A 5,615-nucleotide genomic window follows, 5' to 3' on the forward strand; every position below is an offset into this window, starting at 1 on the left:
GGCGAAGCCCCCCCCCCCCCCCGTCACCGCGGGGGCGCACGCGGCGCGGCCGGCGCCCCGCGCCCCCCGCCCCGGCCCCCCGGGGGGGCCCCGGCGCGGCTCGTCCGACCTCGGTGGCACCGGTCAGCCTCCCGCGCCCTGGCTGGTGACCGACGGCTCGCCGGTCGCCGGCTTGGGCACGCCGATCGGCTTGCCGTCCGGCATCCGGATGTACGCCGGCTCACCGGCGTCCACCAGACCCAGCCGACGTGCCTCGGCGGTCAGGTTCCCCGGCGCCTTGGCGTCGGCGATCTGCTTGTCGAGCTGCTGCTTCTCCAGGTCCAGTCGGGCCTGCTGCTGCTGCAGCTTCTCCAACCGGAACGCGTTCTCATTGATCTTGGTGTTGACCGCCAGGATGCCGAACACCCCGCCGACCACCAGCACCACGACCAGCGCCGCGAACGGCGCGCGCGGAACGGACACCGGCGGCGGAGGCGCCACCCGCAGCCGCGGCGAGCGGGCTGCCGCCGTGGCGGCTGCCTTCTCGGCCGGACGCAGCGCGGCACTGCCCTGGGTCGGGAACTCGCGCGCCCCCCGGGCGCGAGTCTCCCCCTGCCGACTCACTCGATCGATGCGTGGCGTACCGTTTTCCACGCGCGGAGCTCGCTCCGCCGCGGTCCGGCCCCCCGACCGCGGTGCGCGCTGCCCGCCGCCGGTGACGTCCCGGCGGTCGCGCTTGTCAATGCTCATGTCCCTCCCCCTCAACGTCCGTCCCTCGCCGGTCGCGGCGCCCCTGACCCCCCACGGATCAGGCGGACCCCGTGCCCGGTTGGTGCATTCCCTTCACCCGTCGGCGAGACCGTTCGCGGTCGGTCCGCCCCTGCTCTGTCGCGTTCGGGTCGAGTCGCTCCGCGGCCCGCAGCCGCACCGAAGCGGCGCGCGGGTTCGCGGCGACCTCCGTCTCCCCGGGCAGTTCGGCGCCCCGGCTGAGCAGCCGGAACGTCGGACCGGACCCGGGCAGTTCGACCGGGAGGTCGATCGGGCCCTTACTACGGACCCGGTCCGCGAGCGCCGCCTTGGTGAGCCGGTCCTCCAGCGAGTGGTAGGACAGGACCACCATGCGACCGCCCACGGTCAGTGCGTCGAGCGCGGACGGCAGCGCTGTCTCCAGCGCTGCCAGCTCTCTGTTTACCTCGATCCGTAAAGCCTGAAACGTTCTCTTTGCCGGGTGCCCGCCCGTTCGTCGGGCTGGTGCCGGAATCGACTCCCGGACCAGCTCGGCCAGCCGCGCCGACGAGGTGATCCGGGCCCGTTCGCGCTCCCGGATGATCGCCGAGGCGATCCGCCCGGCGAACTTCTCCTCGCCGTACACCCGCAGCACCCGGGCCAGATCCGGATGGGCGTACGTGTTGACCACCTCTTCGGCGGTCGTCCCCCGCGTCTGGTCCATCCGCATGTCCAGCGGCGCGTCCTGCGCGTACGCGAACCCGCGGTCGGGCGCGTCCAGTTGCAGCGACGAGACACCCAGGTCGAACAGGATCCCGTCGATGCCCGGATACCCCAGCCGCTGGAGCACGTCGGGCAGCTCGTCGTAGACGGCGTGCTCCAGGTGCACCCGGTCGGCGAACCGCGCCAACCGCACCCGTGCGTGGGCGAGCGCCTCGGTGTCCCGGTCGAGCCCGATCAGGACGGTCTCCGGATGCGCTTCGAGCACCGCCTCCGCGTGCCCGGCCAGGCCGAGCGTCGCGTCGACGTGCACCGTCCGGCCGCCTCGACCCAGCGCGGGGGCCAGCAGCTCGAGACACCGCTCGAGCAGCACCGGCACGTGCGTGCCGCGCAACTCCCCCATGATGACCCCCACTGGTTGAAACGTCCGTTCTTCTCGCGCGCCTGCCGTTGGAGACGGCGCTCCCGTCGTACCGCCAGATCCCCATCCGCTCCCGCCGGACACCGACTTCCGCCGGATTACTGGATCGTGCGCCTGGCACCGGGGAAGTGATGCCAGGAACTCGAAAGCGGCTGGAGATCTCGCAGTACGTCGGACGCCGTTCCGCCCTACAGACCGCCGGGCAGCACCCCCTCCTCGATGTCGGCGAAGTCGTCTTCGCTCTCGGCGAGGTAGGTCTCCCAGGCGACCTTGTCCCAGATCTCGACCCGGGTGCTCGCGCCGATGACCACCAGGTCCCGGTCGAGCGCCGCGTACTCACGAAGATGCGCGGGGATCGTCACACGGCCCTGCTTGTCCGGCACCTCGTCGTGCGCGCTGGCGAAGAAGACCCGGCTGTAGGCCCGGGCCGCCTTGTGCGTCATCGGCTGCGCGCGCAACTGCTCCGCGATCCGTTGGAACTCGGGTGTCGGAAAGACATAGAGGCAGCGATCCTGCCCTTTGGTGACCACGACACCCCCCGCCAGCTCATCCCGGAACTTGGCCGGAAGGATCAACCGGCCCTTCTCGTCCAGGCGCGGGGTATGGGTGCCGAGAAACATCGGCCCAACCCCCTCGCCCTTGAGCGGCGTTCGCGGCGCCGCTGACCCCCCGGGCCGGTGAGCCCTCCCGGCCTCACCATTGGGCCCCACTCTACTCCACTTCCCTCCACCTGCAACCAGATTCGCCCGCGTGGCGCGTCCGATCCGCGCGTGAAACCGCACGTCACAGGGGGTGGAGCGGAGTGGAGGGCCGGCGCGCCCGCCCGGTGTGGTCCGCTTTCCGACATTGATCGACTCCGTCCGGCCGAGCGCGCGCCGACCGCCCGCCGGGATGCCACGGCCGAACGGTTCACCGTCGGCGGCGATCTGGCGAGGTGGGCGGTCCGGTAACCTCGCTCGCGTGACGGACGCGAAAATGCCCCTACGGGCCAAGGTGGCCAGCTCCGTGTCACGGACCGCCGCGGCGCTCTCCCGGGCCGCCGGCCGTGGCGACGGTTCGGTGATCGGCGGGTGGATCGGGTTGAAGATCGACCCGGACCTGCTGGCGCACCTGTCGGCCGGCCGCGCCATCGCGCTGGTCTCCGGCACCAACGGCAAGACGACCACCACCCGGTTGACCGCCGCCGCGGTCGGCGTGCTCGGGCGGGTCGCCACCAACTCGTTCGGCGCCAACATGCCCAGCGGGCACACCTCGGCGCTGGCCAAGGCCGGCAGCACCCCGTACGCGGTGCTGGAGGTCGACGAGCACTACCTCGCCCAGGTGCTCGAGTCGACCGAGCCGCACGTGGTCGCGCTGCTCAACCTCTCCCGCGACCAGCTCGACCGCGCCAAGGAGGTCGCCATGATGGCGCAGCTCTGGCGCGCGGCCCTGGTCCGGCACACCGACGTACGGGTGGTGGCCAACGCCGACGACCCGATGGTGGTGTGGGCGGCCACCCCGCCGGCCGACCCGGCCCGCGGCATCAATCCGCCGCACGTGACCTGGTTCAGCGCCGGCCAGCGCTGGCACGACGACTCCTGGGTCTGCCCGGAGTGCGGCGCCACCATCGCCCGCTCCGGCGAGCAGTGGTGGTGCACCGGCTGTGCGCTGCGCCGCCCGGAGCCGCACTGGGTCGTCGAGGACGAGGGAGTGCTCGACCCCACCGGGGCCTGGCACAAGGTCTCCCTCCAGCTACCCGGCAAGGTCAACCTGGGCAACGCGGCGACCGCGCTGGCGGTGGCGGCCGAGTTCGGCGTACGCCCCGTCGACGCGGTGAGCCGTCTCGGCATCGTGACCTCGGTCGCCGGCCGGTACGCGCAGGTCGACCGGGACGGCCGCAACATCCGGCTGCTGCTGGCGAAGAACCCGGCCAGCTGGCTGGAGGCGTTCGACATGGCGGACGAGGCGCCCACCCTGCTCTCCATCAACGCGCGTGACCCCGACGGGTTGGACACCTCCTGGCTGTTCGACGTCGACTTCGCCCCGCTCCGCGGCCGGCAGGTGTTGATCACCGGTGACCGGGCATACGACCTGGCGGTTCGGCTGGACGTCAACGACGTGCCCTTCCAGCACGTCCGCACGTTCGACGACGCCGTCCGGTCGGTCCCGCCCGGACGGCTCGAGGTCATCGCGAACTACACCGCGTTCCAGGACATCCGAGCGGAGTTGGACCGTGTCAACTGAGAGCCTGCGTATCGTCTGGATCTACCCCGATCTGCTGTCCACCTACGGTGACCGGGGCAACGCGCTGATCCTGGCCCGGCGGGCCCGCCAGCGCGGCATGCCGGTCGAGGTGCTGGAGGTCCGCTCCGACCAGCAACTGCCGTCGACGGCCGACATCTACCTCGTCGGCGGCGGCGAGGACGGCCCGCAGGCGCTGGGCGCGCAGCGGCTCATCGCGGACGGCGGCTTGCACCGGGCGGTCGCACAGGGCTCGGTGGTCTTCGGTGTCTGCGCCGGTTACCAGCTGCTCGGGACGTCCTTCTTCGCCAAGGGCGTGCAGTGCCGCGGCCTGGAACTGCTGGACCTGCGGTCCGACCGAGGCGAGAGCCGGGCCGTCGGCGAGCTGGCCGGTGAGATCGACCCTCGGCTGGGCCTGCCGCCGCTGACCGGTTTCGAGAACCACGGTGGCCGTACCCACCTCGGCCCGGAGGTCGCCCCCCTGGCCCGGGTCACCGCCGGGATCGGCAACGACGGCGCCACCGAGGGCGCCTGGCGCGGCAAGCTGCTCGGCACCTACTCGCACGGTCCCGCGCTGGCGCGCAACCCGGCCCTGGCCGACCTGCTGCTGCGCTGGGCCACCGGGGCACACCAGCTCCCGCCGCTGGACGACACCTGGCCCGACCGGCTCCGCACCGAGCGCCGTTCAGCGGTGGCCGCCGCCCGGGCATGATCCACGCTGTCCGGCGGCTGCTCCGGCAGCCGTCGGCCGCTCGGTTCGCCCTGCTGGTCGCGCTCATCGGCGGCTGCGGGCTGCTGCTGCTCCTGGCGCCCCGCCCGGACCCGGCGCGGCTACCGGCGCTCGCCGACCAGCTGGGCGACCTCGCCCCGGTGGCGGCGATCCTCGGCGGCGCGCTGCTCCTGGTCGCGCTGGTCCCCCGCACCTTCGTGACGCTCGCCGCGGGCGCGATCTTCGGCCCGCTGGAGGGCGCCGCGTACGCCCTGGGCGCGGCGTTGGTGGCCGCGGCGATCGGGTTCACCGTCGGCCGGCTGCTCGGCCGGGAGTTCGTCGCCGAACGGGTACGCGGTCGATTGGCCCGCCTCGACGGTTGGTTCGCCCGGCAGAGCGTGTTCGGCGTGGTCACCGTCCGGCTGCTGCCGATCGCGGGGTTCGGCCTGGTCAGCTACGGCTACGGCACGACCGGCACGCGGGTGTTGCCGTTCCTGGCCGGCAGCGTGATCGCCTCCGCCCCGACCGCGTTCGGCTACGCGGCGATCGGCGCGGCGGTCAGCTCACCCGGTCACGTCAACTGGTACGCCGCCGCTCCCGCCAGCCTCGGCCTGATCGCCAGCCTCGTCCTCGTACACCAGTGGTGGCGCGCCAACCGCCACCCCCGCTCCACCCCAACCTGACCCCCCGCGCCCCACCCGCACCCGCACCCGCCCCCGCTGCCGCTGGGTCGATCATGGAGTTGTGGTGGGGGGTGAAAACCCCCGGAAGGGCGTGTTCAAGCACCACAACCACAAGAACGAAGCCGACCAGGGCGTCGCCGGCCGGGGCCACGCGGGA

Annotated in this window: 5 protein-coding genes and 1 pseudogene; 3 read left to right on the plus strand and 3 right to left on the minus strand. The window is 72.9% G+C overall.

The window, feature by feature from the left end; all coding sequences use genetic code 11:
* Window positions 1-123: 123 nt before the first annotated feature.
* The 3 genes and pseudogenes from AB0J36_RS32595 to mraZ form a co-directional block, all read right to left on the minus strand.
* Window positions 124-729 carry a hypothetical protein gene (locus AB0J36_RS32595; protein WP_363661525.1) on the minus strand — a complete coding sequence of 202 codons (606 nt, stop codon included), beginning with the start codon at window positions 727-729 and terminating at the stop codon, window positions 124-126.
* Window positions 719-1,828: pseudogene (gene rsmH / locus AB0J36_RS32600) on the minus strand (16S rRNA (cytosine(1402)-N(4))-methyltransferase RsmH). The gene AB0J36_RS32595 and the pseudogene rsmH overlap by 11 nt, the downstream one beginning before the upstream one ends.
* 206 nt (window positions 1,829-2,034) lie before the next feature.
* Window positions 2,035-2,466: a division/cell wall cluster transcriptional repressor MraZ gene (gene mraZ, locus AB0J36_RS32605; protein WP_355049459.1), complete on the minus strand. Its 432-nt coding sequence runs from the start codon at window positions 2,464-2,466 to the stop codon at window positions 2,035-2,037.
* A 355-nt stretch (window positions 2,467-2,821) separates the two neighbouring features.
* Here mraZ and AB0J36_RS32610 point away from each other — a divergent pair, with 355 nt between their 5' ends.
* Genes AB0J36_RS32610 through AB0J36_RS32620 form a run of 3 tightly spaced genes read left to right on the plus strand, consistent with a single transcriptional unit; the run spans window position 2,822 to window position 5,458 of the window.
* Window positions 2,822-4,069, plus strand: a complete 1,248-nt coding sequence (locus AB0J36_RS32610) for a MurT ligase domain-containing protein (protein WP_357171213.1) — start codon at window positions 2,822-2,824, stop codon at window positions 4,067-4,069.
* Window positions 4,059-4,778: a glutamine amidotransferase gene (locus AB0J36_RS32615; protein WP_357126932.1), complete on the plus strand. Its 720-nt coding sequence runs from the start codon at window positions 4,059-4,061 to the stop codon at window positions 4,776-4,778. The genes AB0J36_RS32610 and AB0J36_RS32615 overlap by 11 nt, the downstream gene beginning before the upstream one ends.
* A complete protein-coding gene (locus tag AB0J36_RS32620) occupies window positions 4,775-5,458 on the plus strand; it encodes a VTT domain-containing protein (RefSeq protein WP_363661526.1) in 684 nt (227 codons plus the stop codon). The genes AB0J36_RS32615 and AB0J36_RS32620 overlap by 4 nt, the downstream gene beginning before the upstream one ends.
* Window positions 5,459-5,615 lie beyond the last annotated feature (157 nt).

The sequence above is a fragment of the Micromonospora sp. NPDC049662 genome, assembly GCF_040675055.1.
In the GTDB taxonomy this organism is placed as follows: Bacteria; Actinomycetota; Actinomycetes; order Mycobacteriales; family Micromonosporaceae; genus Micromonospora.